The sequence below is a fragment of the Ruegeria sp. AB5 genome (genome assembly GCF_056542645.1).
Window position 1 is genome coordinate 186,667 of the sequence record NZ_JBQGAE010000007.1, and the last position, 26,461, is coordinate 213,127.

The window sequence follows — 26,461 nt, forward strand, 5'->3', positions numbered from 1 at the left end:
GGAGAAGGCCTGCCTCACCCGTGCTGCTTCAATTAAGGCAAATCGGAACAGAACTTTTGTGTTTCAAGCCGGCATGTTTCGCGATGGTTGCTTCAATGAATTCATCTAGGCGCGATATTTGGTTTTTGTCCATTGTAAGTCCGAGCTTGGTGCGTCTCCAAACGACGTCTTCTGCTGTCCGTGCAAACTCCTGCTCGATCAACCACAAGACTTCCCGTTCCGTCAGTGAGGCACCAAAATGCTCCCCAAGATCCTCGACTTTTTCTGCATTCTGCAAAACGTCCTTCGCTTCAGATCCGTAGGCTCGGATCAATCGGTTCGCCCAAATATCGTCCAGAAATGCATAGTCTGCCTTCAGCTTGGAAATCATGGAGGGAATGTCCTTGACACTAAAGTTACCTCCCGGCAGCGCAACTCCGCCCGTCCAAGTTTTTGTGGCTTGCGGGTGAGAGGCCGAGATCAATGCCAATGCCTGCTCAGCCAGTTTCCGGTATGTTGTGATTTTTCCACCAAATACGTTTAGAACTGGTGCCCCTTCGTCGTCGTCATACTTCAGGACATAATCCCGGGTAGCCGCTGCGGCAGATCCCGCACCATCATCATATAACGGGCGCACGCCTGAGTAGCTCCAGATCACGTTATCAGAACTGATTGGTGTTTTGAAATATTTGGACGCGAACGCGCAGAGGTAATCAGTCTCTTGTGCCGTGCAGATTGGTGCGACAGACGGGTCGGAGTGATCGGCATCTGTTGTGCCGATCAAAGTAAAGTTCGCTTCGTAGGGAATCGCAAAAATGATTCTCCCGTCCTCGCCCTGAAAGAAGTAACTCTTGTCGTGATCGAAGAGTTTTTTCACCACGATGTGGGAGCCTCTTACCAATCGTACTCCTGCGCCCGCTTCGATCTGCATGACATCCGCAATGATGCCGCCCACCCATGGGCCGGCGGCATTGACCAGGCAGCGTGCCCAGGTCTTCTTTCGTGCACCGGTTTCTGTGTCCTCAGTTGTGATGCACCAGTGCCGGTTAATCCTCTTTGCTGAAATAACTTTTGTGCGCGTGCGGATTTTGGCACCGCGGATTTTGGCATCTCGGGCATTGAGAACCACCAGACGCGCATCGTCAACCCAGCAATCGGAATACTCAAAAGCCCGAGTGAATCGTTCCTGCAAAGGTTCGCCGGAAACATCGCTCCTCAGGTTGATTGTCGACGTCCCCGGCAAAATCTCTCGACCTCCGAGGTGATCGTAAAGAAACAGACCAAGTCGTATCAACCACGCTGGCCGTCGCCCTTTCATCCAAGGCATCATGATGCTCAGCAGGCGAGACGTTGGAGTTGAGTTTTCGAAGCGTTGATCCTTATGATAGGGCAATACGAACCGCATAGGACGGCTGATATGCGGCATGGCCTTGAGAAGAATCTCCCTTTCGACCAGTGCTTCGCGAACCAGACGAATCTTAAAATATTCGAGATACCGCAACCCGCCGTGAAAGAGTTTGGTCGACGACGACGAAGTAGCAGAGGCCAGGTCGTTCATCTCAGCTAGCTCGACAGAGAGCCCGCGACCGGCCGCGTCGCGCGCGATACCGCATCCGTTGATACCGCCACCGATGATAAACAGGTCGACTTCCGATTCGGGCGTGCTCACTGCCAATATTTTCTCCATTTGCATCCATTGCTTCGATGTGCCCCGAAAAACTGTTCAAGTTTTTCGGGGGCTATGGATTGCGAACAAGTGTCCACAGTTTTCCAACGACCGCACGTCGCTAATAAGTCTCTAATAGGCTCGCAAGGCAGCCCGGTGTTTCTTAGCGTTCGCATCTCCACGAAAATTCTGTTGTGCGAGAACTCCAACAAAGAGCGCTGAAATCCACAGCCACGGTACACCCGAAGTTTGTAGGTAACAACGTAAATGTTGCTCTTACCACATTTTGTGTTTATCATTCAGACTTGAATCAACTTCGACGCAATGGAGATTGCAGTGGACTTCATATTCATGCTCACGAAAGACGATCAGACGGTCGAAGACTGCCTGGAACTTCATGAGGAGATCCTACCGGTTGGCCTTACCCACGTGGGCTTTAAGGATGTGGGTGTCGACAAGGCTACGCTGAAAGCGTTGACGGATGCGATCAACGCTTCCGGCGCAATTTCCTATATGGAAGTGGTTTCGACAACGGATGAAGAGGCAATCAACTCCGCAAAAACCGCCGTTGACCTTGGTGTACAGCGTCTTTTGGGTGGCACGCAGGTGGCTGAGATCACTGAAATCGTAAAAGGAACCAACACGTCCTACTACCCGTTTCCAGGATTCCCTGAGGGTCATCCGACCAAGCTGGGCGGGAACGAGGCAGATGTTGAAAACCATTGCCGCGACTTCATGGAGAGGAACTGTGCTGGGTGTGACATTCTGGCTTATCGTGCCACCGAAGCCGATCCCGTTTCTTTGGTCCGGGCGGCACGCAAGGGGCTTGGCGATGGGTACCTTATCGTCGCGGGTTCGGTAAACGACATCGATCAGATCGGCAACATTGCTGCGGCAGGGGCCGATGCATTTACGATTGGCACCGGTGTATTCAATGGCTCCTACGCATCCCGCATGGGATCGATCCGAAACCAGTTAAAGGCCGTGATGGCAGATTGTGCCAAAGTGAGCGCCCAAACAAATGCCGCTTGACCTACACATCTGATGGCCTTTTTTGCATGGATCTACTGAATAAATGACAGATTTGCTTGACCGACTTCTTTCCGGATGCCTGCCCGACCCTGATGGATCTGGGATGCTGAGTGTTCCTATTCGTTCAGTCGTCATTGATCGAGATTTGGCAAAATCCGCCTATGATCTGATTGCTCCACTCAATTTTGGATCGCACGTATTCATAATATCCGACCCAGATACTCGTCAGGCAATGGGTGAGAGTATTGTCGCGAACTTGCAAAGCAATTTGAAGGTAAGTGAATTCGTTCTTCCGCATTTGCCCCATCCTGATATGGACACAGTTGACCTGATAATGGGCCAGGTTACGGACCCGTCAATTACCGGTGTCGTTTCGGTCGGATCGGGCAGCATTTGTGATTTGGGGAAAATGGTGTCGCGCAGGCTTGACCTACCCTACGCGGTATTTGGGACCGCGCCGTCGATGAACGCTTATACATCTGTCAACGCCTCGATAACCGAGCACGGGCACAAAAAAACACTATCGGCGTCAGCCGCAAGAGGCGTCTTTCTGGACCTCGACGTGTTGGCTGCTGCACCACGTCGGCTGATTGCATCCGGCTTTGGCGATTCCGTCTGTCGTTCTACAACGCAAACCGACTGGCTGGCAGCTCATCTGATTCTGGGTAAACCCTATCGCGAAGCGCCGTTCATGCTGCTCAGAGACGAAGAGGATGTTCTTGTCGATCGTGCCGGTGCACTGATCGAAGGCGATATCGATGCGATCAGAGTGCTGGCCAGAACGCTAGTGTTCTCAGGACTTGGAATGACGATTTGCGGTGGGTCCGATCCAGCAAGTCAGGGTGAGCATTTGGTTGCCCATGTCATTGACATGCTTGGTAGTTCCGACTGGCCCCTCAGCTATCACGGAGAGCAGATTTCAGTAACGACGCTTGCCTGCTCCGCGTTGCAAGAGCGCCTGTATCGGGGTGATGCTGCGCCGGTAATCAGCGCAAATAAGGAAACAGAAGAGGATGTAATTGCTGTATTTGGTGAAGAGCTTGGCACGTCCTGCTGGAATTCCTTTAAAGGCAAAATGCTCAGCGCGGAAGCCGCGGCGGAGGCAAACGCGCATTTGGCAACGGATTGGCCCGAGATTCAGTTGCAGCTTAACCAGGTCATGCGACCAGTGGATCAGATTCGCGCTGCTCTTGAGGCGGTCAATGCTCCGACAAGCCCTCAGGATATCGGCGTCCCGGCTGAATTCTACAAGGATGCAATCGTAAAGTCCCGACTGATTCGGGATCGATTCACATGTCTGGATTTTGCAGCTTCTGCCGGCATTCTCGAGCAAGTTGCCGGTGAGGTTTTACAGGCATGAAGCCGCTTTCCGAGTTTCCGCAACAGGAATTGCAGTCGGTGCGCGCTGTTCTCACCGACATCGACGATACATTGACCGATGAAGGGCGCCTGCCTGCGTGTTCCTACCAGGCAATGGAAGACCTCAGAAATGCGGGTATTATTGTTGTTCCGGTAACCGGACGACCAGCAGGTTGGTGTGATTTGATTGCGCGTCAGTGGCCTGTCGACGGAGTTGTCGGTGAGAACGGAGCGTTTTGCTTTCGCTACAGCGACACTGATCGCAGAATGTATCGTGTTTATGCCAAAAGCACCGAACAACGCGCCGACGCCTGGAAAAAACTTGAGGTCATCAGGGATCGGGTTCTTGCGGAAGTCCCCGGTGCGGCCATCTCTGCGGATCAGCCCTATCGAGAGTCTGATCTGGCGATTGATTTTTGCGAAGATGTCCCACCGCTGAGTGCGGCGGATGTCGAAAAGATCGTCGGGATTTTCGAAGCACACGATGCGATAGCCAAAGTATCTTCAATTCATGTGAACGGTTGGTTTGGAAGTTTCGACAAACTTACTATGTCCCGCTCGTTTCTGCAAAGAGACTTCGGCATTTCCGCTGAGGGCAACAACGAACAGATTGTCTTTGTCGGTGATTCACCAAATGACAGTCCGATGTTTGACTTCTTTGCGAACTCCGTTGGGGTTGCCAATGTGCGGGCGTTCGAAACGACAATGCTCGCTCCGCCTAAGTGGGTGACAAACAACCCCGGTGCCCGTGGATTCGTTGAAATCGCGCAGAAAATTCTGAACACGCGGTAACACCACCGTTGAGGGCCCGTTGAATTCTCCTTTTTAGTGTCCAAGGACGTGGCGTAGTTTCCGCGCTGCTTGCGGTTTGGATTGGGTGACCGCTGAAGTGTTAGTGATCCGTCCAACCAATGGATGGACCATGAAACTCAGATTTTCAGACGAACAGATCATCGGGATGATCAAGAGTATGAGGCGGGCGCAAAGGCGCGGGAGGTATGCCGCTGGTACGGGATCAGCGACGCGCCCTGACCGGCCTCACTTGAGCTTTGCAATGGCACCACTCAGCCGGTCTTGACCACAACCAGATCAACCTCAAGGAGCAGGAACAGATTCTACGCCTGAACGGCCTGGATCAGAGGGCAACGTCACCGATGTTCACCCATATATTGGGCCAAGGCATATTAGGGTTCCTCCAAGGTACCTAGTATTCTTCCACGGCTGGATTGCCATGCCCTGGCTCCTTGGAACACAGCGTCATACACTGCTCGCCCTGTTGCCTCACCGACTTCTGTGTGAAGCCCACAAAAATGAATATCCCCAGGCGGGGCGGCGACAGCAGCGCAATCCGTTCCGGTGCCGGTTGCCAGACCAAAAGGCGTTTCGATCCCGATATCGATTACCGCAGCGGTACGTGCCTGAACAACTAAACTCATCGCTTCCAGTAATCCGGAGTGACTGAGACCGTGATTAATTCTTACTGCCACATTTATTGTGCCCCAGTCCTGACCTGCCCAGTCTCTCCTATGCCCCACTCTCTCGGCATTCAAGAGACCAACAGTTGCGACCGCCTGAACTTCAGTATCATCAATCGCGACTGCCTTATGGCAAGCAGACCGGACATCGCGCGAAGTGAGAAGAACCACAGCATCAGATATTCCGCGCATCGCGATCTCCCCGGCCAACCACTTTCTCACATCAAGGTGCTTGGGTAGCTCGGCATTGCTCACTTCCCGCCAAACAATTCGCCTGGAATTAGTAAATCCCGGTCGATTGAGTGACCAGCTCAGCACCCGTAGCTGCCTTTGTAAATCAAATTCGAGCCAAGGCCGATCAAGGGAGATATTTTCGTGCATCGGCCGCCTCAATGTTGACTATCTTCTATCTGCTTTTATCCCGCGATGCATGCTCGATTTCGGCAAGTACCGGTGCTTTCAATTTTTACGAAATTAAACGTATTCAGTTGGGTATATGGTAAATCGGATATAGCCTTCAGGGTTCGGTTCCACAAGCAAATGGTCCGGCTAACTGGATATTCAGTGCTGGTCAGAGAGTTGAATACGGTTAGTTTTGGAATATCTTCACCGTCGCTCTGAATCCTGAATTTCCTAACAGTTGTGATTTGAGTTTTTGTTGGGACTTACCAATCTGGCAGAAGCAGCGGAAACGATGAAAGCATCAAGGTTTGCGGACGCACAGAAGGCGTTTGTGTTGATGCAAGCTGTCATCGGGGTCTCCGTGTGGTTCGTAGTTGAAGCGTTGAAAATCCAAGCGACCTTACAGTGCTATCGAGAACATGCCTCAGACAATGCTGGCAAGCTCAAATAGCGGCACCAGCCCGTCATTCTGAGAAAACGGGGAATCCCCTAGCAAAGATCGACACAGGGTAGGGGCAGAACAAGAAACGAAAAAATCTATGCCTAAGTTTCTATGCTTAAAACAGCCTGGTTCAAAGAGCTGGGTCACCTGCAACGCTTACTCTGACATTGGCCGAAACTAGGGTGTTCGATAAATCTCGTGAGGGCTCCTGATCAGTGACCAGATCATCAATTTGGTCTAGGCCGCAAACAACCTCAGTTTGGTTAACGCCAAATTTTCTTCTGTCGGCAAGCAGAATTAGCCGATCCGCTCGCTCGAGCATTGTGCGTTTGACCCAGCAGCCACCCGAGCTGATGTCCGAGATCCCTTCGGTCGTGATACCCCCCGCTCCAATTATTGCAGTGTTTGCGTGAAATTGACGCAAAAAAGCTAGTGTTGCAGGCCCCGATACTGCAGCGTCGTGACTTGTGTAATCTCCAGGGCACAGGACAGTTCGAATAGATTTCGAAGCCCCTAATGCACGAGCGACACTGATGCTATTAGTAATAACAGTGATTTTTTTGGGAGAATTGTCAGAGATCGACGCTGCAAGTTGTGATGCAAACTCAGTGGTCGTTGACCCGGCGTCAACCATCAACACTTCGTCAAACGTGACCATAGAAAGAGCATATTTTGCAATACGAGTTCGTTCCTCCCTAAATACTCTTTCGCGAACCTCATACGTTGGCTCCGAACCTAGTGGCGTAACTGCGGCGCCGCCATACGTTCGATCAACCAAGCCTTTTCTCGACATTTCATCGACATCTCGACGGACGGTTTCTGTTGTGACACCAAACTCTTCTGCCAATTCTGAAATTCGAACGGTTGGTCGGGCTTTCAATTCTAGTAAGATACGCTCGTGCCGCTCGTTTTTCCTTAACATTCCACGATCGCTCTCTCCAGTGAACTTGTTACCCCGTAACAGCCAAAATTTTGGCTCTCAGATTGGAGTAACTTGGCTAAAAAATATGTGAAAGTCGCATTTGATACAACCCGACGAACAGAGATTCGGAGTAGTACCCGCATCCTCGCATGCAACGGCCTGTGGAAGCTTAGCTGCAGCATGGGGTGTAGTAAATCTGTTGGCCTTGAAGAGTTATTGCAGTCGCGACAGGTTCTTCTGCTTTCAATTTTTTTGATCCAGTTTTTGCAGCTTGGATCATGAGCAGTGACCACATCGACCCCAGAAATGGATTCCATTTCCGGCTTGTGCAAGGTTCTGGTGATCGCCGAAGTCATTGCCTGTAGGTCACGTCCATCTATTTGGTATAAAGTAGAAGGCCTGATATCAAGCTCAGGCTCACTGTGCGGCGCTTTCCGTGGCTCGCTCGACTTGAAACTAGTGGTCTTAGAAGAACCTGCTTTCGCAATAGCGCAAGGGCGGCGCGTTGTTCAGACATCCCCTAAGTGAACCGACCTCCGAACATAGTCAGTTCGGGGCGATAGCAATCGAGGTGACACCACCGCTATATATTATCCAGCCTCCTTCATGTTCTTGTCCTGAATAAGACGCGTTTCAAGCAATTGTCCGTTTCGATACAAAATTGGGTAGGCGATTGCCGAAATATGACCGTTGATATCACGAAGTGCCCGCAGCGTTTCCAGATGCATATCACTGGTTTCAAAACTCTCTTCCCGACCATTTTGGAGACGAGCCAAATGGAGTTTCCGGCTTTTGCGTTCTGCTCTTTTGATTTCAGACTTTTCCATGACCAGCAAGCGAGCGCTTTCCAGGTCATCCGAGATTAGTACATTGCAAGCCAGTTTGAGATTGGCGCAAACAGCCTCATGCATGTGCACCAGTTCCATCCATCCCTCTTCGGAAAAGCGCGCTTTTTTTTCCTGCCTTTCCTTTGCAATGGCCGTGAGCTTTTTGGCGATGATATCTCCAGCCGCTTCCAGTCGGATGGCATAGTCCATCAATCCACGCACTATTTTCATGTCCTGCTTCGCATAGGTCCCAGCCGGCATGCTCGCAACATAGGACCGAATACCCGAAAGTGCGGAGTTCACAAACTCATCCTGGCTTCGCATCGCTAGCATTTGCTCTCTATCGCCGCTCTCATACAGCTGCAGCACGGTTCGGAACATGCGGTCGACTAGATCTGTCATACGCAATAGTTCTCGTTTGAGACTGGCAATTGATTGCCTTGGGTTACTCAGCGCCGCCGGGTCCAGTGCGCTGGTCATTTCCTGTTCGGACATTTTTAGATCGGTGCCCAACTTGACCGGCATTAGCAGACTAATTGGCGCTTCAAATGATCGGGAGAACGGAAGAGCAACCACAAGTAGAGACAAGTTAAATCCGATGTGGGCGTAAACAAGAGATTGGCCAGGGCTGGCAAGCATCAGGACAGTAGGGTCTATCGCAAGATTAATCCCCAACAACGCCACCAATGCCCAACTTCCGCGCAACATCAGGTTAGCGACGGGTATTCTGCGCGCTTCGACAGTCATTCCTCATGTGAGCCAAATAGGGATAAAGGCGCTACCCAGATTGGCCCCAAGAAGCAATGAAAGCGCAGCAGGAAACGGGATTGCGCCAATCTGAACAAGCGTCACGCACATGAGAATTGCCGCGACACTGGAGTGAAAAACGAAAGCCAACGCGGCACCTATGATGAAGGCAGTGATGAAATCGCCGGCCAGATAGTCTGCGGTCGCAGGCAAGAAGCTGCTTTCGCGGACAGGGTCCATCGCGTCCCTCAGAAATTGCAGAGAAATCAGTATGAACGCGACACCCATTAGAATTCGACCGAGCTGCCGCCCTTTCTTGTGCTCAGTTGTTACAAACAACCAACCTCCGATCGCCAACAGCATTGGAATAAGCCAGTCCATCTTGAATGACAGTATCTGAATAACCAGAGCCGAACCCAGATCGCCGCCTAGTACAACGGCCAGGCCGCTGGAAAACGACAGGTAGCCGCTGGCCAAGAACCCTGATGCAAGCAAAGCAACTGCCGCCGAACTTTGCAGTACCATCGCCAATGCCATTCCAGTAAAGCTTGAACTGACCAAGTTCGTGTTTTGAGTGAGCACCCTTTGAAACGATGCGCCAAAGCTCCGTTCAATACCGGTTCTCACCATGCGCACAGCAAACAGCAGCAGCATCGTCGCGCCAGCCAAATCAACAAGGAATCTCATGATGGCCATGTTTATTCGGGTTCCTGTTCGAGGCCTTGGTCACATAATTTTTCGGGCGTTACGCAAAGATCATTTGAAGATTGGATGCCATCGCGAACGTATTTTCACGCGGGTGCGGAAACCTCTGCAAGACTCACTCCTGCGTTCAATTCCTCAATCTCACGATGGCAGGCGATTTCGTGACCAGCGACCGGCTTTCTGATCGGTGCGGTCTGCGTGTCGCACACACCTTTGATGGACATGGGGCAACGATCAGTAAACGGGCACCCAACCGCACTCAAAGTGACATTTTGAGCGATACCGCTGCGCGCTTCCTGAGTCTCCATTACATCTTCAAGCCATCCCTGGCGCAGTTCCGGCACCGAAGAAAGAAGAAGCTTCGTATAGGGATGAAACGGCGGTGATAAAACTCGAGATGTCGGCCCTTGTTCTACTACGCGCCCTGCATAAAGAACCACGATGCGATCTGCAAAGGCAGCGACGGTAGACAGGTCATGACTGATGAATACATAAGAAACACCAAGCCTTTCTTGCAGGCTCTCAAGCAACCGGATAATAGACGCCGCAACGACGGTATCCAGCGCCGAAGTCACCTCGTCGCAAAGGATGACTTCGGGTTCCGCCGCCAAGGCCCGTGCTAGGTTTACGCGTTGCTTTTGCCCCCCTGACAGTTCGCCAGGAAAGCGTTTGGCGAATTCGCGCGGCAATTCGACCATTTCCAGCAATTCGCCCACACGCTCTTTGCACTGTGCCGGGTTCATATCGTGATAAAATTTGAGCGGTCGGCCTAGGATTTTTCCGATGGTCTGACGAGGGTTAAGCGCGACATCGGCCATCTGAAATACGAATTGAATGCGCTTCAACTCTTCTCGACTTCGTCTTTTCACTGCGCCAGGCAGGACCGATCCGTCGAGACGTATTTCACCAGCTACCGGAGGCAGCAAGCCGGAAATCACTCGTGCCATCGTACTTTTGCCACAACCGGATTCCCCGATGACGCCAATGGTTTCCTTTTTGTCTACCACGACATCCACGTCCCGGAGGATCGTCACCGGACCATAGGCGGCCGTCATATTCCTGACCTCTACCAAATGAGTATCTGCTTTTGCCGGATCCTCTTCGTGGGCTTGATCTTTTGGGGGTGTCTGGCGAACCGCGGACATCAAAGTCTTAGTGTATTCGTGCTGCGGGCGCTTTAATATCTGTTCTGTCGATCCATGCTCCACCATTTCACCGTTACGCAGCACAACAATTTGGTCTGCCACCTGAGCCACAACAGCCAGATCATGTGTTACGTAAATCGCCGCCGTGTTTTCGCGCGAAATGATTTCTTTAAACGCTTTTAGCACTTCGATTTGCGTGGTAACGTCTAATGCCGTGGTCGGTTCGTCGAGAACAAGCAAATCAGGCGTGCAGGACAATGCCATGGCAGCCATCAGTCGCTGCAGTTGCCCGCCACTTACCTGGTGTGGGTAGCGCTTTCCAATCGTTTCAGGTTTGGGAAGGTCCAAGGTCTTGTATAAATCAACTGCGTGACTAACGGCTTCGTTTTCTTTCATGATCCCATGGAGTGTCGGGGCCTCTGTCACCTGCTTGTTTATTCTCAGCGACGGGTTGAAAGACGCCGCAGCACTTTGCGCCACATAGGCAACTTGTGCACCTCTTAGGTCGCGACGGCTTTGCATATCTAGCAACAACACATCCTCTCCGTTGAGAAGCACTTCACCCTTTGAGATACGACATCCAGGACGGGCATATCCCATCGTTGACAAGGATATTGTAGATTTCCCCGATCCAGATTCTCCAATAAGCGCCAGGACTTCACCCGGCTTTATGGAAAAACTAATCCCTTTAACAATCGGCACATACTCGCCGCCGGGTGGACGCCCCTCAACCCAGAGATCATTGACTTCTAACAGATTACTCATCCCATCAATTCCTCTGGTATCATTGCGCTTGAGCGATGGAGAAACCAGTCAACCAGCAGATTGACTGCGACCGATATTGTCCCAATGCACGCCGCAGGAATAAGCGCCGCAGGCGCGCCGTAAAGAAGACCTTGGAGGTTTTCTTTGACCATCACGCCCCAGTCTGCGCCCGGCGGCTGCACGCCCAGACCGAGGAAGCTCAGCGAGCTGATGAACAAAATCGCGAACGTGTAGCGAATGCCGAACTCAGCGGCCAGAGGCGTTATCGTGTTGGGAAGGATCTCATGGAGCATGATCCAGTTCACACCCTCACCCCGCGCCCGGGCGACACTTACGTAATCCATTACAGACGCATCCAGTGCCAACGCGCGCGACAAGCGAAACACCCGTGTTGCATCAATCAACGCTACGGTCAGGATCACCACCGGAAGCGACGTGCCGACACCACCGATTATGATCAGAGCCAGCATGATTGACGGGAACGCCATGATGGCATCTACGGTTCGACTAAGAACCTGATCAATCCAGCCGGGTGAAATCGCGGCGACAAAACCCAGAACAATTCCGGTTGTGAAGGAAATCAACGTCGCGATCAACGCCAGTCCCAATGTCATGCGGGCGCCATAAATAATCCGCGACAGCACATCCCGTCCAAGGTAGTCGGTCCCAAGAAAGCTGGCTTCCTCAACTACTTTGAAACTTTCAAATGACACCATATCGGCCTTGTCAAATGGTGCCAAAATCGGGGCAAAGACCGCGACAACCACCCAGAAAACAATAATAAAAATTGAGACCCAAGCCACCGGCGTAAGCCTTAGATTGTCGCGTTTCTTGCGACTATTTTGCTCCTCGGGTGAAGCAATCGCTTCTGAAGCATCAGCATTATCTGTCGTCACTTTTGTGTCCTCAGGCGTGGATTGCTTAGAATTGAGAGTATGTCTGCGAGTAGGTTCAATAACACATACGTTGCGCAGAAGATCATTCCGCACGCTTGCACCAACGGGACATCGCGTGTCCCAACAGCATCAACCATAAGCCGGGCAAGCCCGGGGTAGCCGAAGGCCGTCTCGACGATCACGACACCTGCAACCAGATAGGCCAGGTTAAGCGCGATCACATTGATGATCGGGGAAAGCGCGTTTGGGAATGCATGAAATAGGATGATGCGCCAGTTGGGAACACCCTTTAACAGAGCCATTTCAACATAGGCCGAGGACAATACGTTGATAACCGCGTTGCGCGTCATCCGCGCCATATGTGCAAGCACTGCGAATGTTAGCGTCATTACGGGCAGCGCCATTGCGGTCAGCGCACTCCATAGAGATTGATCCGGACGGACAATCGGAAGTGCAGGCAGCCACCGCAATTGGACAGCGAAGACATAAACCAGGAGCGCGGCCACAAAGAACTCCGGAAGGGAAATCATGCACAGGGTTCCGATCGAGATCGAGCGGTCCAAAAAAGTCCCTGCACGCATCGCGGAAATCAAGCCAAGGATAACCGCTAGAGGTACTGCGATAATCGCTGTGACCGAAGCAAGACGCACCGTATTCCACAAACGATCATCAATCAGTTCGGAAATTTCTCTGCCACTGCCAAGCGAAACACCAAGATCTCCTACGAAAAGACCGCTAAGCCAATGCCAATACCGCACATATGCTGGCTCGTTTAGCCCCAGCCTTTCGCGCATTACAGCAATAACGTCGTCCGGCGCTTCCTTTCCAAGAATGGATTCCGCGACATCTCCAGGAAGGATCTCGGTGCTTGCAAAAACAAGCAATGAGACAACCCACATTGTGACCAATCCGAGAGCCAAGCGGCGAAAAATCAGACCTGTCATAAAGTACCTCCCCTGCCGCGCGGCTGGCGGCACTATTGTCATCTTGCCCGATCTACGCTTCTTTGCAGGTTCAACCAGAGAAGCATAAACCGGGCAAGATGTTAGTTACGCGCTATCAGGCCAGCCAAGCAGACTCTGCGCTAAACTGATCGCTGAGACCGCCGCTTGGATGAGGCTCTACGCCCATGAGATTTGCTGACCGGCCGTGAAGGTAGTCGACGAAACAGGATACCAAGTCACCGCCGTCTTCATGAACAATCATCTGCAAATCACACCAGATGGCTTTCCGTTTGGTGTCATCCAGCTCTGCCCGAGCTTGTGCTATGAGCTGGTCTATGGTCTCATTGAAGTACTTGGACTCATTGCCCGGCGACGATGTCATGTGAGTTGTTGCATACATGAGGTCTGCAGTTGGACGGGCATTCCAATGCGATCCAAATATTGGATACTTTTCTGCCGTGTGGCTCCAATACCCTTCGGGCGGCGTCTGGTGAACCTGAACTGTAAGTCCTGCTGCAGCCGCAGTTTGCTGGAACACCAGTGACTGCTCAACATTGCCGGGGCCAGCAGTTGTTGATGTGTAAATATCGACAGTCGCATTTTCCATTCCAGCAGCTTTCAGGTGAAACTTTGCCTTGTCCGGATCATAGGGACGAATTGGAATATCGGCACAGTACATCGGATCCGACGGTGCAATCGGATGGTCGTTCCCGATCTGCCCAAAGCCTTTATAGACGCTTTTCAGTACTCTCTCACGATCCTGAAGATATTTCATCGCAAGCCGGAAATCTTTGTTGTCCGTCGGGCCACGATCGCACATCATCGCATTGTAAACCTTCTGGCCACCCTTCGCCGCTATAACTTCAACGCTTGGTGTTAATTCAAAGAGAGGAATCGATTTGGCATCAATGCTGATCGCCAAGTGAATCTCGCCCGCAAACAACGCGTTCATTCGCGCCACTGGGTCTGGAATGCTGAACGTCTCCACGGCATCAGCATGGGGCAGCCCTTCCTTCCAGTAGTTGTCCTGCCGCACAAAGGTCGAACTGATCCCAGCTTTGAATTCGCCCATTTTAAACGGGCCAGTCCCAATTGGGTTTTCAAAGTCTGTGTGACCCTCAGGAATAATCATGGCCCGCGGGCTGGACAACGTGATCGGGAATTCAGAATTTGGACTACTGATCTTGATCCTGACGACATGGTCCCCGTCAGCCGATATCTCGGTGATCTGCTCCATGAAAGCCTTGATGCGCGATTCTGTATCCGGGCCAAGGTGGCGCTCGAGGCTGTAAATCACATCAGCGGATGTCAGCGTCTTGCCGTTATGGAATTCTACGCCCTTACGGATATTAAACGTCCATAGGGTGGCAGTTGGGTCTGCTTCCCAGCTTTCAGCAAGCGCAGGCTCAGGTTTTAGATCGTTTCCCATGCGCACAAGACTGTTGTAAATTTGAGTACAGCGCGCAGCCTCAATGTTGCTGTTCATCTTGATAGGGTCCATGCTTTCGCTTGGATCCGAACTTTCAAGGGCAATCCGGATTGTACCGCCCTTTTTTACTGTCTCGGCGCTGGCGATTCTCGGGAAAGCGCCTGTTAAGGCAGCACCAGCTCCGATGCCAAGAACCCCCTGGCCAAACCGGCGGCGAGATATTCCATTTTTGAATTTTGTTTGTCCCATCGGACCTCCTCCCAAAGCACGAACAAGCCGATTTCTTGGCTTTGCATCGCTGCAGTATGCAAGACCTCCAACCCGGTTGAAGATCCGACGCATTTGTTCTGGCCTCCTCAGGCCAAAACACTCATCGTGATACACCCGCGAACATCAAGAAAGTAGAGATATCGCGGAATATGTTGTACCTACCACATTGTGTGCTGGTCTTGCAAATTTTTTGTGCCATTATTGGCATTCAACTCAGCTAGGGACCTACTAATCCCACGGCAGATACCTTGATTGATTTTGTAACTTGATCATGACAATTAGATGACGCGGAAGAAGCAGGAGATCACGAGAAGATTTCAGCCGCAAAAATCAGGCGCAAGTAAATATTTTTAAATGACTATTACCGAATTCAAATTTGACGGAGTCAAAGCATCCAAGGAAGACTGAGATCGTGGTGGAAGTACTTCACCTTTGTTCGTTTCAGATCGCCATTCAGGGCATAGATGTCGAAGTGCCTTCTAAGTTGGTAGGAACCAATTTTTTCTCTGCTTTCACTTGACGTCGGCTGAAAAACTTGGCTCAACTCTGGTACCAATGTCCGAGTATTAAGCCGTATGTCGAGGATAGCGGCTCAGGGGGTTTTACATTGTCATCGCATGGGTCGCAAATAGCGTTAGGAATTTGAGGCAACGTTTTCTCCATCCAATCAACCAATAGCTAACTCATGGATATGCTCATGAAACCAGTTGAAAATTTGGACCACTTGCGCGGCGCTATTATCGATATGGATGGAACAATCTATATCGGCGAGCAGCTGTTCCCCTGGACGATGAGATTTCTAAAAACTCTGGAAAATGCGGGTATCAGGCGACTATTTCTCACTAACAATTCGGCCGAGAGCACCGCTGAATATGCATCCAAACTACGTCGGCTTGGTATTCCTGTTGAAGACAACGAGGTTCTGACCGCTGGTTGGGCAACGATTCACTACCTCATTACCGAAACACCTTATCGACGCATCTATCTTGTTGGCACGCCAGGTTTGCGTAAGGAATTTGAGGAAGGCGGTTTAACTGTCGTGAACGGCGATGGAGCTGAACACGAGGGTGATAAACCAGATGCCGTTGTGCTTGGATTTGACATGTCAATCACATATGCCAGAATTCGAAAAGCAGCCGAACTCATTCAGAACGGTGTTCCATACATAGCAACCCATCCAGACCAGATATGTCCCAAGGAAAACGGCAATGTCCCGGATTGCGGATCGATGATCGAATTGCTTGCGCCCGCCACGGGCCAACGCCCGCTGATCATTGGCAAACCACATAGCAGGATGGTTGATGCCGCTCTCTCTCGTCTTACAACGACTGCCGCCCAGACTGCTGTAATCGGGGATCTGCTGCCCACCGATATAAAAATGGCTCAGGACAATGGCCTGACAGGCATATTGGTAATGTCTGGGGAAACATCCAAGGAAGATCTTGAAGACAGTGCCTTTTCACCAAGCCTGGTCGTAGAGCACACAGGAGAGTTGGCAGATTTGTTGCAGGTCCGAAATCCTGAATGATCGAGTGAGAAATTTCTCAAGTTCAGTTTTTGAGTGAAGTTACTGCACTCTCCAAAATCCAGGACGTGAACATGAACTCACCGGAATCTGCAGGCGACGGGACGATCACTACGTCGGTGGCGATCGTCGGCGCCGGGATCGTCGGTGTCGCGACGGCGCTTAATCTCCAGCGTAAGGGGCTCGACGTAGTCCTCGTGGACGAGCGAGAACCTGGTGAGCGGGCCTCATAGGGGTCTAATGCCGGAGGGGGCAGGATCCTACGTTCTTATGAGCGTTTTTGGTTTTCACGACACGATGAGACTATCCCGCTGGCGCGGAATGGTCAAAATTTGTAGCCTGTACAGGCGCTGGAGACGGTGGGCCGAACCGAGTGTTGTCTTCAAACGGGAGTTCGGTCGCGTCGGCACAACGATAGCTTAGCCAGTCGTGCTCACTTCGTTTCGTTGCGCGCTCCACCATCTGTTCTGAAATGTCGATGCCTACAACTTCACCACCGGGTCCAGTTTGATCCGCTATTTGAGCCGCAAGAAAGCCGGGCCCGCTTCCAATATCCAAGACCCGCTCGCCCCTTTGAACCGAAATCCTTCGAAGGGTGTCGTCTCTTTGAGAAACCACGTCCGGCCCAAGGTAAACCGCCTCTAATCGCTCCGCTGCGGCGTCGTCGTATTCCATACCCATAGAGTGATCCCCCAATTCCTGGCAGTTACGCTAGCATTGCGGCTAGTGGTCGGGAAGAGGGGCGGTGTCGCTGAACGTTACCGATACGAAGGCAATTCAGACTTTGGTGCTCTCTGCGGCATTCGGGAACAAGGGTTCGTTGCAGACCCCGGAGCGGACGCAGCATAAGGCCTGCCCCGTTTTTCCACTACCTATCAACGGCCCAGAGCTGCCGTCGACCTACCGGTCAAGATGCTGCGGCGCGGCCAGTCAGAGGTGACATTCGCTGCACGTGCGAAATCGAGCAATATGCGAACTGCCAGTCTGCGGTACGAAGCAGGCATTTGCTGGGGCAACTTTCGCAATTGCTTCCAGTCACAAGGTCGCCTCGGCGATTAGTTTCCGACTTGGGTCAAAGGGAGGTCAGCGCCCGCGCTCGCGATCCATTTCGATGACGTCCGGCAGGGTTTCATTCACGAATGGAGCGAAGGCGATGACGCGGTGGTTGCCGGACAGTGGACCCAGATCATACCGTCTTCGGTTTTCAGCATACGGTTCAAGCGATCCTTGCTGCATTAAGACCCACCTTGGCAGTTTGATACCGTCGTGGGGCGGTCTCATCACCAGAGTTAACCGCCCCTCTCAGTCACTGGCCCAGCGGCGGGATAGTCCGGCTGCGGGCAGCGCAAAAGTCGTCCACTTTTTTCCCTATAGACGAATTCCCTTCTCGCCAATCACCCCCGCGGCGCGCCCACCAGCGGTTCGCGCTCGCCCGCCCGGATCACAGCCGGGTCATAGGGCTGGCGGGCAAAGACCTCGCGCACCATCGGCGCAAAGAACTCCAACGGCAGATCATCGTAGTCGGGATCGAAGCTTGCCTGATCCCAGCGCTCGCAGAACTCCGCGCAATCGTCAAAATAGGGATGGCCCTTGAACCGGTCGCGTTTGTGCTGATTGCCGCCCACGTGATGCCCATAGTAGAGCATCTGGAAATCGCCATGGGTCTGCACACACCAGGCGCATTGTTCGCGCACGAATGGGCGCAGGATCGTCGCCGCATATTCGTCGTGGTTGTAGGGCGCGTAGATGTGGCCTATGTCGTGCAAAAGCGCAGACACGACCCAGTCGATATCCGCCCCGTCGCGCCACGCCCGCGTTGCCGATTGCACCGAATGTCCCAGCTGCGTGATCTGGAAGGGCGACGGGCTCTCGTCCAGATCCACCAGCGACTCGAGCAGCCGATCTGCCGTGCCTTGGATGTTGTGTTCGATCTCGTGCTCGGTCAGGAACTCCCACTCTTCCCTCGTCCCGTCCTTCATCTGGGTGAAATTCACGCGATCCATCATATGAACATCTCCTTCGCGCCCTTGGCACCCTTCATGTAAACCTTGGCCTGCGACTGCCGAATTGTTTCGTAAAGTGCCAACGCCTCCGGCTCAAAGAGCCCCGAGGGGCTTGTTGCGTGGCGGAAATTGCCGTGGCGGTCCTCACCCCGAACGGGGACCACCCATTCTTCATGCCCGCCCTCAGTGGCCATGTCCGGGCGGATATACCGGATCACGCAGGCAATGCGCCGGTCATCCGAAGTGTTGGGGCCGGAGCCATGGATTGTCAGCCCGTGATGCAGGCTGATCTGCCCCGGTTGCAGCTCAATAGCGGTCTTGTCGTCCTCAGCGACGTCCACCGCCACTTCCTGCCCGCGGCTCAACAGGTTGTTTTCCGCGAAAGTATCCGCGTGCGGTAGGATCGCGTTCTTGTGCGAGCCGGCCACGAAATCCATGCACCCCGAGGCCCGTGTGGCGGGCGAGAGCGGCACCCAGACCGTGACCAGCCCATCTATGGCACCGAGCCCCCAGTAGGTGAGATCCTGATGCATGGTGACCACGTGTTTTGTCTGCGCCTCCTTGATGAAGAATTCGCCCGAGTACACCATGATGTCGGGCCCGAGTATCCCCTCCACCGCGTCCAGAATACGTGGGTTTCGTGCAATCCGGTCCACTAGGGGCATGACCAGATGTGCGTTAATCCGCTTGTAGGTATTGAGCGGCAAAGGGAGCCCCGCATCGAGCCAGTCTGCCTCGATCCGTTCCAATTCCGCCCGCGCCGCCGCGGCCTCCTTGGCAGTCAGCCCGTCGAGCGGGAACAGGAATCCGTCCCGCCAGTATTGCGCCACCAGCGCGTCGCTCAGGTGGCCATTTTCAAGAGCAAGTGATGCGGACATTCGCGGTCCTCCCTGTCTATCTGCAGTTGTTCGAGCAACACCACCTCGTTCGGCGTTCGCACCTCGAGTATCGCCATCTTGAACTAGGTGCGCCACCAGCGTTCAATCCAGCGGCCGCCGTCGAGATCCCAGTTCGACGCGCGCTGCTCGGGCATGCCAACGCTATCCGTGGTCGCTGCGAGATATGATGCGAACATCGGGATCAGAGCTCCGCCGTCGTCCCACAGGATCTGCTGCATTTCACCGTACATCTGGGCACGCTTGGACTCGTCAAGCTCGGACCGCGCATTGAGCAACAGTTCGTCAAAACGATTGTTGGCCCAATGAGACTCGTTCCACGCCACGCCGCCCTTGTAAGCTGTTGTGAACATCAGGTCCGCCGTCGGGCGACCACCCCAAGCACTCGCGCACCACGGCACCTGGTTCCAAACTTCACTCCAGTATCCGTCGTTCGGCACGCGCTTGACATCAATGCTGATGCCGGCCGGTTTCGCGGAATTCTGCATCAACACAGCGGTGTCGATCGCCCCGGCGAACGCCGCATCAGCGGCCGAGAGCTCGAACGTGTTGCCGAGGACACCGGCCTTCTTGAAGTGAAACTTCGCCTTGTCCGGATCGTACGGGCGCTGCGGAATGTCGGCGTTGTAGAATTTCTGGCTGCGTGACAGCGGGATGTCGTTGCCGACCGCGCCGTAACCGAACAGGACCTTATCGATTAGCTCCTGACGATTGATTGCGTACTTGAGGCCGAGCCGTACGTCGAGGTTGCTGTAAGGATCGACGTCGCACCACATCGGAAACGAAAAGTGCTGGGTGCCATCCGTGCGAACCAGATTTATGCCCGGTGCGCTGCCGAGCTGCCCGGCGGTCTTCTTGTCAACTCGGTCGATAATGTCGACGTTATTGGATAGGAGTGCGGCGCTACGCGGGGTCGCGTCGAGAATTGTCAGCATCTGGGCGCCATCGAGATAAGTCTTCTTCCAGCTGTTTTCGAAACGCGACAGTTCCGCCGATACGCCTGGCTCGTAGTTATCGAGTTTGTAGGCACCGCAACCGACGCCGCTCTGCCAATCAATGGAGTCGCCTTTCGCTTGCGCCACGGTTATGTGGTAGTCAGTCAGGATAAACGGGAAGTCGGCGTTTCCGTTGGCCAGCGTCACCGTGAACGTGCTCTCGTCATCGACCTTTATGTTCGTGACCTCTGTCAGCAGCGAGCTTGCGGCCGATGTCGAGTTGTCGCCACGGTGGAAGTTGAGCGACGCGACACAATCCGTTGCCGTCACAGGTTTTCCATTGTGGAACTCGACACCCTTGCGAACTTTGAACGTCCACTTCTTGGCGTCCGGTGTGCTTTCCCACGATTCAGCGACGCCTGGCACAACATTGCCGTCGACGCCAACTTCGGTCAGATAGCCGTTGAAGCCGAAGGACATACAAAGCAGGAAATCGCCAGCAAATTGGCCCGGGTCCAATGTGTCGGAGGTTGAGCCGAAACCGAAACCGGCCTTCAACGTACCGCCCATGTTCGGTGTAGCAGCTTCGACGCTCGATGCGAACGAGCTCGCCGCAGCAACGGTAACGCCAGCTGCCAGAGCGTTGGTCATAAACTGGCGGCGGCCTATTTGACCACGTGAGAATTTAGCTTCTAGTTCCCGGATGAAGTTCTCTTTCCGCATGATCATCTCCCGACAAAACATATATGACAAATGCTCCAATCAAACCGGGACGTAGACAAATGATAAATTCAACGGTAATTGATTATCTCAAATAATGAATTGGGATTGCTGTGTCGAACACCGACCACATGCCGCATCGGGCATCGGGCATCGGGCATCGGGCATCGGGCATCGACGAAATTCTCTTCCAAAGGAAATTCAAGCGGCCGGTTAGCTCCCAGTTATTCACGCATCGCTGTGAGCCTCTCTTGAACAGCGCCCAGTTACTGGGCTTGTAGAATCAAGTCACTGGCGCGTTCGGCGATCATGATAACCGGCGCGTGGGTGTTGCCGGCCGTCACTGTCGGCATTACGGATGCATCTATCACGCGCAGCCCTTCGACCCCGCGCACCTTGAGTTCTGGCGTGACGACCGCCTGCTCATCGTTGCTGGCCCCCATGCGGCACGAGCCGGCAAGATGGTGACTGATACTTACCGTGCGGCGAATCCACTCTTCATCCGTCTCTTCACCGGGCTTTGGTATCAGCGACTCTCCGGCGTAGGGTGAAAACGCGGGCTGTGCCAATATCTTGCGGACAATGTGCAAACCTCTGACAAAGGCTTGGATGTCGCGCTGATCCTGCAGAAACTGGAAGCAGAATCGTGGTAACTCGCTTGGGTCGCTGGATCGCAGGGCTGTCCAGCCACGGCTCTTGCAGCCAATCAGTTCCACATAAATTTCGAATCCGTGACCGTCGAACTTTGAGTACAGATCCCCGAGTGCCAGCGGTACCAGCGTGAACTGCAAATCGGGGCGGTCAAGATCGTCCCGGCTGCGCATGAAGCCGCCGACGTCGAAGCTGCTACTGGCGGCTGGACCGTCGCGCATCACGAGCCAGCGTAACCCGGCAAGCCATTTTCCTGGAAACCGTGTCGCGGGGTAGAGGCTGACTGGCAACTTGCAGCGGAAGGATAGCTTGATAACCGGGTGTGTGTGAAGATTGCGCCCTACACCGGGCAGATCGATCAACGGTTCAATGCCAAGCCCGCGCAACTTCTCGGGGGAGCCGATACCCGACAGTTGCAGCAACTGCGGCGAGGCAAGCGCACCGGCGGCCAGAAGGATTTCGCGCCTCGCTGCCACCTGACTGACTACACCGCCGCGTTTGAACTCGACAGCGCTGGCGCGCCCGTCATTCAGCACGATACGCTGGACGTGCGTATCGCTCCACACAACGAGGTTCGGGCGTGACAGAGCCGGTTGCAGGTAGCCGCGATAGACGTCGCAACGACGGCCTCGGCGCGTGTTGCGTTGCATTGCGCAGAAGCCTTCCTGACGAGGGCCGTTGTGGTTGTCGTTCAAGGGATAGCCGGCCTGTTCGGCCGAGCGCAGAAATGCGCTGTTCAACGGTGTGGTGGTGTCGCCCCGTGTGATCGAAATAGGTCCTGACTGACCCATGTAAGCATCATTGGGGTCCTCGTAATCTTCGATGCGCCGATACACCGGCGCCACCTCTTCGTACGACCAGCCGTCGCAACCCTGCGCCGCCCAGTCGTCGAAATCGCGTGCGCTGCCGCGCACCCAAACCATGCCATTAATGGCCGACGAACCACCGACGATGCGACCAAGCTTGTACGGCAGTTGCCGGTTGTTCGCGTGGGGCTCGGGTTCCGACAAGTGATGCCAATGGAACTTGCCGCCGGTGTAGAGATCGCCCAACGCACCGGGCACCTCGATGGCGAGACCACGCCATGACGGGCCCGATTCGAGAACCAGCACGCTGACATCGCGATTTTTGGTCAATCGCGATGCAACGACGCAACCCGCGGTCCCGCCACCGATGACGACGTAGTCGAAGGAAATCATCCGTACTGTTTTCGGTACGTGATGTCGTCAGGAAGACGAGTTGCCTTACGATTCTCCTCAGCTGTAATGAATTCGAGCAGTGCCGGTTCGCCTTCGTCATTGCGGGCAAGCGCGCGCTTTATCGCAGGCTTGATCTCTGCGGGATCTTCGATCCGTTCGGCATAACCACCCAGTGCGCTTGCGAGATCGGCGTAGTTGCCGCCCAGTTCGTTGATCGCGTACTTTTCCGAAGCAACGGGATGAAAGTTGGTGTAATTGCCCATTACGCCGTTGCGCAATACTATCGTGGTGGTCCCGATACGGTTACGTACGCTGGTTTCGAAATCCATGCCGACCATGCCCATTGCCGATTCGCCCATGATGTTGATTGCGTGCCAGTCCGGGCGCGCCAGCTTCGCGCCCTGAACGAGGCCAAGACTGGTTCCGAGTTGGGTCGTCTTGCCCCAGCCGATGTACCCATGCGGCACGATGGCTTCGTAAAAGGGGGTGATCTGATCACGGGGCGAACCGGCTTCGTGAGTGACAACCGTTCGGGTACGATCAACACAGTGCATGAGATCCCAGACCACACGGTAAGGACTGATCGGTCGTTCGTTGCACTCCAGCAGAGGTCGCCATTCATCCAGAAAAGCTGCTTTGAGTGCGGCAAGTTCTTCGCGCACCGAATCTTCCGCACGTCGGCCTTCGTCTCCAAGCCTGGCCTTTACTTCGGCATTCATTGCCGCGATTGACGGGCGGGCGTCGCCGATCACGGCAAAGTCCACCGGATAGTCTTTGGAGATGTCGCTTTCGCTGTTGGTTAGCTGCGCATAGCGCCGTCCTTTCAGCGGCAGAGGCGTGATGTACTCGGAACGGGTGAAACTGGTGCCGATGCCGACAACCAGATCGCACTTGTTCAGAAAGTGCACGATCGCGTCGGGCCGTGACAGGCCGCCGCACCCCAAGGACAACGCATGATTTTCGGGAAAACAGCTTTTGCCATTGAGCGTCGACATCACCGGAGTCTGCGTGAGTTCCGCCAGTTCGACCAGTTCCTCCGTAGCGCCAGCGTAAAGTATCCCCTGGCCCGCGACGATCACTGGCGCACTTGCCGCCAGCAACATGTCCACCAGTTCCCTTACCTCGGTGACATCAGCGCTCGGAGTAGATTTGCGCTGTGGACGGTAGCGTTCCAGTAGCGACTCATCGACTTCGCCGGTAAAGATGTCGACAGGTACTTCGAGTGTGACCGGCCCTGGGCGACCGTTGCGCAACTGCGCGAAGGCATGCTGCAGCATCTGGGGCAGACGTTCCGCGTCATGTACGAACTCGCACCACTTGTTGATGCTCTGCAGGCTGCGGGCCGCGTTGAAGTTCGGTCTGACACCCTGACTCGCAATCGGCTATCCGCCCGGGATGTGAAGTACCGGGGAATTGTCCGCAAAACACTGGGCCACACCGCCAGCGGCGTTTTCGGAGCCTGGTCCGTATTGTACCGTGCTGACGCAATTGCGTCGCCCTCCGGTCGCACGCGTGTAGCCGTCGGCAATGTGCAGAGCCTGGCGTTCCTGGCGAACGATGATGGGTCGAATGCCAATTTTCGCTGCAGCTTCGATCAGGTCGCTGTGTGGAAAAGCCGGCAGCACTTCCACACCTTCGCGCTGAAGAATCGCCGCTATCAGATCGGCACCGTTCATTGCACACCCCCGACCGCTAAGCCAGCAATCACGAATTGCAGAAGGCCAATCTGACAACTTGAATATTCATCTTCTAGTGACGGAATGAAGTTCTCTTTCCGCATGATCATCTCCCGAAAGAACATATATGACAGAATTTCCAATTAAACCGGGACGTGGACAAATGATAAACTTAGCGGTAACTGATTATCAGAAATAATGAATTGGGGCCGCCTTGTCGAATACCGACCACATGCCGCCGCTCAACTGGCTACGCAGCTTCGAGGCCTGCGCCCGGCTCGGATCCTTCACAGCCGCCGCAGTGGAGTTGAATATTACCCAGCCTGCGGTGTCCCATCAGATCCGGCAACTGGAAGCTCATCTGAAACTTGCCCTGTTCCGTAGAGTAGGCCGGACCAAGCAGCTGACAGACGAAGGTCGCAACTATCTGTTCTTCGTGCACGAGGCCTTCGAACTGCTGCGCGCCGGGTCACGGAAAGCAGTTGATCCTGATCGCGGAAAATCGCTGACGTTGCGTGCGAACATGGCTTTGACGCTCTTCTGGCTTATGCCACGATTGGACAGCTTGTATAGGCAATACCCTTGGATCCGGCTGAATATCCTACCCCATATCTCGGACATCGAAGAGCGGGTTCCCAACTTCGAGATAGAGATCGTGAACCTGATCAGCAAAGCCCGAGCAGACCTGAGACCACTGCGGGATGAGTATTTTTTCCCGGTTTGCTCACCCGAATTGGCGCAATCGGGCAGACTTGATCATGTTCCCCTGTTTGACACTTCCAGTATGACAGCCAGTTGGGATGAGTGGCACGGGTCCAAATACCGCGGCCCCCCGCCCAAGCCGGTGAATTTCGCCTCGACCGTGGTGTTGTCCATGACTGCGGCGATCAATGGCGTAGGATTGGCATTGGCGCATACTAGTCTGTTCGAGGCCGCCTCAAAGGCTGGGCAACTCGTTCGCCCATATGATGGTCAAATCAAGATGAAGGAGCGTTATTTCATTAGCGAGGTACGCGCCAACGAACAAACTCCGGCCAGCCGTACCTTTATGGAATGGCTGGACGAACAGCTCGATTCCTAATGCGCTAGTCCGTCTGAAGCCCAACGGTTTTGCGCGCTCTGTGCATGAATCGTGCCCGGTGGACATGCTCTGAGGCGGCGTGATCGCCTCTGTTCCCGAGGTGCCGGCAGGCCTGCGTCAACCCCTTCCAGCCTCGGAGCAATGCCAACCTCCGGCCGCCAAACATTGAGATGGACCAAGTCAGCGGGAGAAATCCAGCGATCCCCATACATCAAACTGGGTAATGTGTTACTTTGAAATTTATAATTTGTCGAAAGGACTGATTGGCAAGAGATTAGACCCGAAACCTTTTTTTGGGGTCAAACCATGCCAACACACTCTCTTCGATCTGCTGAAACGGGTTCAAACATGGACCACTGGAAAGAACGTACCGAGCTTGCAGCTTCCTTTCGCTGGGTCGAGCGGCTGAACATGCACGAATCCGTCGGCAACCATCTCAGCGTGGCGGTGAATGAAGATGGCACGCAATTTTTGATGAACCCCAATTTGGTGCATTTCAGGCTGATCAAGGCTTCAGACCTGATCCTGATTGACGCCAACGACCCTGAAACCCTGAACCGCCCGGATGCACCTGACAAAGCGGCCTGGGGGCTGCACGGTGCCATCCATCGGCGCTGTCCACATCATCGCTGCCTGATGCATGTGCATTCGATCTATTCCACCGCTTTGGCCTGCCTTGAGGACAGCAGCCTGCCGCCATTGGATCAGAACGCTGCCATGTTCTTCAACCGAGTGGTCGTTGATGAACACTATGGCGGTCTTGCCTTTGA

The 26,461-nt window shown here is 53.8% G+C and carries 24 protein-coding genes; 7 read left to right on the plus strand and 17 right to left on the minus strand.

Annotation, left to right across the window (positions count from 1 at the left end; translation table 11 throughout):
- Nucleotides 1–28: 28 nt before the first annotated feature.
- Nucleotides 29–1,672, minus strand: a complete 1,644-nt coding sequence (gene glpD, locus ACR0L4_RS14300) for a glycerol-3-phosphate dehydrogenase (protein ID WP_254436291.1) — start codon at nt 1,670–1,672, stop codon at nt 29–31.
- 324 nt (nt 1,673–1,996) lie between these two features.
- On the opposite strand from glpD, the gene ACR0L4_RS14305 reads away from it, so the two are divergent.
- The 3 genes from ACR0L4_RS14305 to ACR0L4_RS14315 all read left to right on the plus strand — a co-directional run bounded on the left by ACR0L4_RS14305 (nt 1,997) and on the right by ACR0L4_RS14315 (nt 4,828).
- Nucleotides 1,997–2,677 (plus strand): hypothetical protein, encoded by a 681-nt coding sequence (locus ACR0L4_RS14305; protein WP_480513669.1) that lies wholly within the window; start codon nt 1,997–1,999, stop codon nt 2,675–2,677.
- Nucleotides 2,678–2,780: 103 nt separating this feature from the next.
- The gene (locus tag ACR0L4_RS14310) at nt 2,781–4,037 is read left to right on the plus strand and encodes an iron-containing alcohol dehydrogenase (RefSeq protein ID WP_480513684.1); all 1,257 of its coding nucleotides are present in this window, start codon (nt 2,781–2,783) and stop codon (nt 4,035–4,037) included.
- On the plus strand, nt 4,034–4,828 hold the full coding sequence (locus ACR0L4_RS14315; RefSeq protein WP_170431450.1) for an HAD family hydrolase: 795 nt from the start codon (nt 4,034–4,036) through the stop codon (nt 4,826–4,828). Before ACR0L4_RS14310 ends, ACR0L4_RS14315 begins: the two co-directional genes overlap by 4 nt.
- A gap of 392 nt (nt 4,829–5,220) precedes the next feature.
- Here ACR0L4_RS14315 and ACR0L4_RS14320 read toward each other — a convergent pair whose 3' ends face one another.
- The 8 genes from ACR0L4_RS14320 to ACR0L4_RS14355 all read right to left on the minus strand — a co-directional run bounded on the left by ACR0L4_RS14320 (nt 5,221) and on the right by ACR0L4_RS14355 (nt 14,984).
- Nucleotides 5,221–5,892 carry an adenosylcobinamide amidohydrolase gene (locus ACR0L4_RS14320; protein ID WP_170686452.1) on the minus strand — a complete coding sequence of 224 codons (672 nt, stop codon included), beginning with the start codon at nt 5,890–5,892 and terminating at the stop codon, nt 5,221–5,223.
- A 593-nt stretch (nt 5,893–6,485) separates the two neighbouring features.
- On the minus strand, nt 6,486–7,277 hold the full coding sequence (locus tag ACR0L4_RS14325) for a DeoR/GlpR family DNA-binding transcription regulator (RefSeq protein ID WP_170686451.1): 792 nt from the start codon (nt 7,275–7,277) through the stop codon (nt 6,486–6,488).
- A 590-nt stretch (nt 7,278–7,867) separates the two neighbouring features.
- Nucleotides 7,868–8,851 carry a Na/Pi cotransporter family protein gene (locus tag ACR0L4_RS14330; protein ID WP_480513672.1) on the minus strand — a complete coding sequence of 328 codons (984 nt, stop codon included), beginning with the start codon at nt 8,849–8,851 and terminating at the stop codon, nt 7,868–7,870.
- Nucleotides 8,852–8,854: 3 nt separating this feature from the next.
- The gene (locus ACR0L4_RS14335) at nt 8,855–9,505 is read right to left on the minus strand and encodes a Na/Pi cotransporter family protein (protein WP_480513674.1); all 651 of its coding nucleotides are present in this window, start codon (nt 9,503–9,505) and stop codon (nt 8,855–8,857) included.
- A gap of 137 nt (nt 9,506–9,642) precedes the next feature.
- On the minus strand, nt 9,643–11,466 hold the full coding sequence (locus tag ACR0L4_RS14340; protein WP_170431458.1) for an ABC transporter ATP-binding protein: 1,824 nt from the start codon (nt 11,464–11,466) through the stop codon (nt 9,643–9,645).
- Complete coding sequence (locus ACR0L4_RS14345; RefSeq protein ID WP_367647821.1) at nt 11,463–12,269, minus strand: ABC transporter permease; 807 nt, start codon at nt 12,267–12,269, stop codon at nt 11,463–11,465. Before ACR0L4_RS14345 ends, ACR0L4_RS14340 begins: the two co-directional genes overlap by 4 nt.
- An 89-nt stretch (nt 12,270–12,358) precedes the next feature.
- Complete coding sequence (locus ACR0L4_RS14350) at nt 12,359–13,348, minus strand: ABC transporter permease (RefSeq protein WP_480513676.1); 990 nt, start codon at nt 13,346–13,348, stop codon at nt 12,359–12,361.
- Between the two features lie 73 nt (nt 13,349–13,421).
- Nucleotides 13,422–14,984 carry an ABC transporter substrate-binding protein gene (locus tag ACR0L4_RS14355; protein ID WP_170431462.1) on the minus strand — a complete coding sequence of 521 codons (1,563 nt, stop codon included), beginning with the start codon at nt 14,982–14,984 and terminating at the stop codon, nt 13,422–13,424.
- A 718-nt stretch (nt 14,985–15,702) separates the two neighbouring features.
- Here ACR0L4_RS14355 and ACR0L4_RS14360 point away from each other — a divergent pair.
- Complete coding sequence (locus tag ACR0L4_RS14360) at nt 15,703–16,533, plus strand: HAD-IIA family hydrolase (RefSeq protein ID WP_170431464.1); 831 nt, start codon at nt 15,703–15,705, stop codon at nt 16,531–16,533.
- Nucleotides 16,534–16,604: 71 nt separating this feature from the next.
- Nucleotides 16,605–16,763, plus strand: coding sequence for an FAD-dependent oxidoreductase (locus ACR0L4_RS14365; RefSeq protein WP_170686450.1), 159 nt, complete (start codon nt 16,605–16,607; stop codon nt 16,761–16,763).
- Between the two features lie 70 nt (nt 16,764–16,833).
- Here the strand turns inward: ACR0L4_RS14365 and ACR0L4_RS14370 are convergent, their stop codons facing one another.
- From ACR0L4_RS14370 to ACR0L4_RS14405, 8 genes are all read right to left on the minus strand, one after another.
- The gene (locus ACR0L4_RS14370) at nt 16,834–17,211 is read right to left on the minus strand and encodes a methyltransferase domain-containing protein (RefSeq protein ID WP_170686449.1); all 378 of its coding nucleotides are present in this window, start codon (nt 17,209–17,211) and stop codon (nt 16,834–16,836) included.
- A 402-nt stretch (nt 17,212–17,613) separates the two neighbouring features.
- Entirely contained in the window at nt 17,614–17,766 is a 153-nt protein-coding gene (locus ACR0L4_RS14375) for a hypothetical protein (RefSeq protein WP_170431470.1), read from the minus strand.
- Nucleotides 17,767–17,924: 158 nt separating this feature from the next.
- Entirely contained in the window at nt 17,925–18,533 is a 609-nt protein-coding gene (locus ACR0L4_RS14380) for an HD domain-containing protein (RefSeq protein ID WP_170431637.1), read from the minus strand.
- Nucleotides 18,533–19,411, minus strand: a complete 879-nt coding sequence (locus ACR0L4_RS14385) for a phytanoyl-CoA dioxygenase family protein (protein ID WP_170431472.1) — start codon at nt 19,409–19,411, stop codon at nt 18,533–18,535. The genes ACR0L4_RS14380 and ACR0L4_RS14385 overlap by 1 nt, the downstream gene beginning before the upstream one ends.
- Nucleotides 19,412–19,494: 83 nt before the next feature.
- On the minus strand, nt 19,495–21,087 hold the full coding sequence (locus ACR0L4_RS14390; protein ID WP_217356457.1) for an ABC transporter substrate-binding protein: 1,593 nt from the start codon (nt 21,085–21,087) through the stop codon (nt 19,495–19,497).
- Nucleotides 21,088–21,350: 263 nt separating this feature from the next.
- Nucleotides 21,351–22,934: a GMC family oxidoreductase gene (locus tag ACR0L4_RS14395; protein ID WP_170431474.1), complete on the minus strand. Its 1,584-nt coding sequence runs from the start codon at nt 22,932–22,934 to the stop codon at nt 21,351–21,353.
- Entirely contained in the window at nt 22,931–24,211 is a 1,281-nt protein-coding gene (locus ACR0L4_RS14400) for a thiamine pyrophosphate-dependent enzyme (RefSeq protein WP_170431476.1), read from the minus strand. The genes ACR0L4_RS14395 and ACR0L4_RS14400 overlap by 4 nt, the downstream gene beginning before the upstream one ends.
- Before the next feature lie 105 nt (nt 24,212–24,316).
- Nucleotides 24,317–24,610 (minus strand): thiamine pyrophosphate-binding protein, encoded by a 294-nt coding sequence (locus ACR0L4_RS14405; RefSeq protein WP_170431479.1) that lies wholly within the window; start codon nt 24,608–24,610, stop codon nt 24,317–24,319.
- Nucleotides 24,611–24,824: 214 nt separating this feature from the next.
- Between ACR0L4_RS14405 and ACR0L4_RS14410 the strand changes: the two genes are divergently transcribed.
- Nucleotides 24,825–25,691, plus strand: coding sequence for a LysR family transcriptional regulator (locus ACR0L4_RS14410; RefSeq protein ID WP_170686448.1), 867 nt, complete (start codon nt 24,825–24,827; stop codon nt 25,689–25,691).
- Between the two features lie 348 nt (nt 25,692–26,039).
- A partial coding sequence (locus ACR0L4_RS14415) for a class II aldolase/adducin family protein (RefSeq protein ID WP_480513680.1) occupies nt 26,040–26,461 on the plus strand: 422 nt, incomplete at its 3' end.

Excerpts from the sequence above, each read along its gene's own strand:
- glpD (WP_254436291.1), bottom strand. The coding sequence starts at position 1,672 with ATGCAAATGGAGAAAATATTGGCAGTGAGCACGCCCGAATCGGAAGTC.
- ACR0L4_RS14305 (WP_480513669.1), top strand. The coding sequence starts at position 1,997 with ATGCTCACGAAAGACGATCAGACGGTCGAAGACTGCCTGGAACTTCAT.
- ACR0L4_RS14310 (WP_480513684.1), top strand. The coding sequence starts at position 2,781 with ATGCTGAGTGTTCCTATTCGTTCAGTCGTCATTGATCGAGATTTGGCA.
- ACR0L4_RS14315 (WP_170431450.1), top strand. The coding sequence starts at position 4,034 with ATGAAGCCGCTTTCCGAGTTTCCGCAACAGGAATTGCAGTCGGTGCGC.
- ACR0L4_RS14320 (WP_170686452.1), bottom strand. The coding sequence starts at position 5,892 with ATGCACGAAAATATCTCCCTTGATCGGCCTTGGCTCGAATTTGATTTA.
- ACR0L4_RS14325 (WP_170686451.1), bottom strand. The coding sequence starts at position 7,277 with ATGTTAAGGAAAAACGAGCGGCACGAGCGTATCTTACTAGAATTGAAA.
- ACR0L4_RS14330 (WP_480513672.1), bottom strand. The coding sequence starts at position 8,851 with ATGACTGTCGAAGCGCGCAGAATACCCGTCGCTAACCTGATGTTGCGC.
- ACR0L4_RS14335 (WP_480513674.1), bottom strand. The coding sequence starts at position 9,505 with ATGCTGCTGCTGTTTGCTGTGCGCATGGTGAGAACCGGTATTGAACGG.
- ACR0L4_RS14340 (WP_170431458.1), bottom strand. The coding sequence starts at position 11,466 with ATGAGTAATCTGTTAGAAGTCAATGATCTCTGGGTTGAGGGGCGTCCA.
- ACR0L4_RS14350 (WP_480513676.1), bottom strand. The coding sequence starts at position 13,348 with ATGACAATAGTGCCGCCAGCCGCGCGGCAGGGGAGGTACTTTATGACA.
- ACR0L4_RS14355 (WP_170431462.1), bottom strand. The coding sequence starts at position 14,984 with ATGGGACAAACAAAATTCAAAAATGGAATATCTCGCCGCCGGTTTGGC.
- ACR0L4_RS14360 (WP_170431464.1), top strand. The coding sequence starts at position 15,703 with ATGAAACCAGTTGAAAATTTGGACCACTTGCGCGGCGCTATTATCGAT.
- ACR0L4_RS14365 (WP_170686450.1), top strand. The coding sequence starts at position 16,605 with ATGAACTCACCGGAATCTGCAGGCGACGGGACGATCACTACGTCGGTG.
- ACR0L4_RS14370 (WP_170686449.1), bottom strand. The coding sequence starts at position 17,211 with ATGGGTATGGAATACGACGACGCCGCAGCGGAGCGATTAGAGGCGGTT.
- ACR0L4_RS14375 (WP_170431470.1), bottom strand. The coding sequence starts at position 17,766 with ATGCAGCAAGGATCGCTTGAACCGTATGCTGAAAACCGAAGACGGTAT.
- ACR0L4_RS14380 (WP_170431637.1), bottom strand. The coding sequence starts at position 18,533 with ATGGATCGCGTGAATTTCACCCAGATGAAGGACGGGACGAGGGAAGAG.
- ACR0L4_RS14385 (WP_170431472.1), bottom strand. The coding sequence starts at position 19,411 with ATGTCCGCATCACTTGCTCTTGAAAATGGCCACCTGAGCGACGCGCTG.
- ACR0L4_RS14390 (WP_217356457.1), bottom strand. The coding sequence starts at position 21,087 with ATGCGGAAAGAGAACTTCATCCGGGAACTAGAAGCTAAATTCTCACGT.
- ACR0L4_RS14395 (WP_170431474.1), bottom strand. The coding sequence starts at position 22,934 with ATGATTTCCTTCGACTACGTCGTCATCGGTGGCGGGACCGCGGGTTGC.
- ACR0L4_RS14400 (WP_170431476.1), bottom strand. The coding sequence starts at position 24,211 with ATGCTGCAGCATGCCTTCGCGCAGTTGCGCAACGGTCGCCCAGGGCCG.
- ACR0L4_RS14405 (WP_170431479.1), bottom strand. The coding sequence starts at position 24,610 with ATGAACGGTGCCGATCTGATAGCGGCGATTCTTCAGCGCGAAGGTGTG.